Source organism: Vibrio sp. 2130-1 (assembly GCF_033339515.1).
In genome coordinates, this window is sequence record NZ_JAWOUT010000619.1 from 1 (window position 1) to 545 (window position 545).

At 46.2% G+C, this 545-nt stretch carries 1 protein-coding gene; it reads right to left on the reverse strand.

Going from position 1 to position 545, the window contains the following annotated elements; genetic code table 11:
• Nucleotides 1-545 (reverse strand): MotA/TolQ/ExbB proton channel family protein (locus tag R7Q09_RS27740; RefSeq protein WP_318144160.1); only part of this gene is annotated, 545 nt, incomplete at both ends.

Consider the following 545-nt stretch of genomic DNA (forward strand, 5'->3'; position numbering starts at 1 on the left):
CGTAAGCAACGAGCGTTGCGCGTACGCATTCAAAAGCGGTCATATTACGTTTCACTCGCTGAGCCATGGCGTTACTTAGTGGATCTAGACCACAGTAACAACCAAAAATACCAATGAATGTACCTACAAGGGCAGCGGCTACGTGATAGCCAATGAGCGCAATAGAACCATCTATGGCTTGCATAGTGATGATGATGCCACCAACTGCGGCAAGAATACCGAAACCAGGTAGTGCTTCTGCGGTACGCTGTAATGAGCGTGAAGGCAGCAGCAGTTCGTTCTGGATAGCTTCGATTTCTTGTTCTAACAGTCCCTCTAATTCATGAGGCGACATTTGTCCCATCGCCATTAAACGTAAATTATCAGTAATGAACGAAATCAGACGATGATCCTCAGAAACTTGCGGGAACATCAGGAAGATAGAGCTTTGTTCTGGTGCTTCGATGTGAGAATCCAAAAACTTGAAACCACGGCTACGCGCTGTTTCTAGCAGGTTGTTTAATAGCGCCATCAGCTCCATGTAGTACTCGTACTCTTCAGTTGGA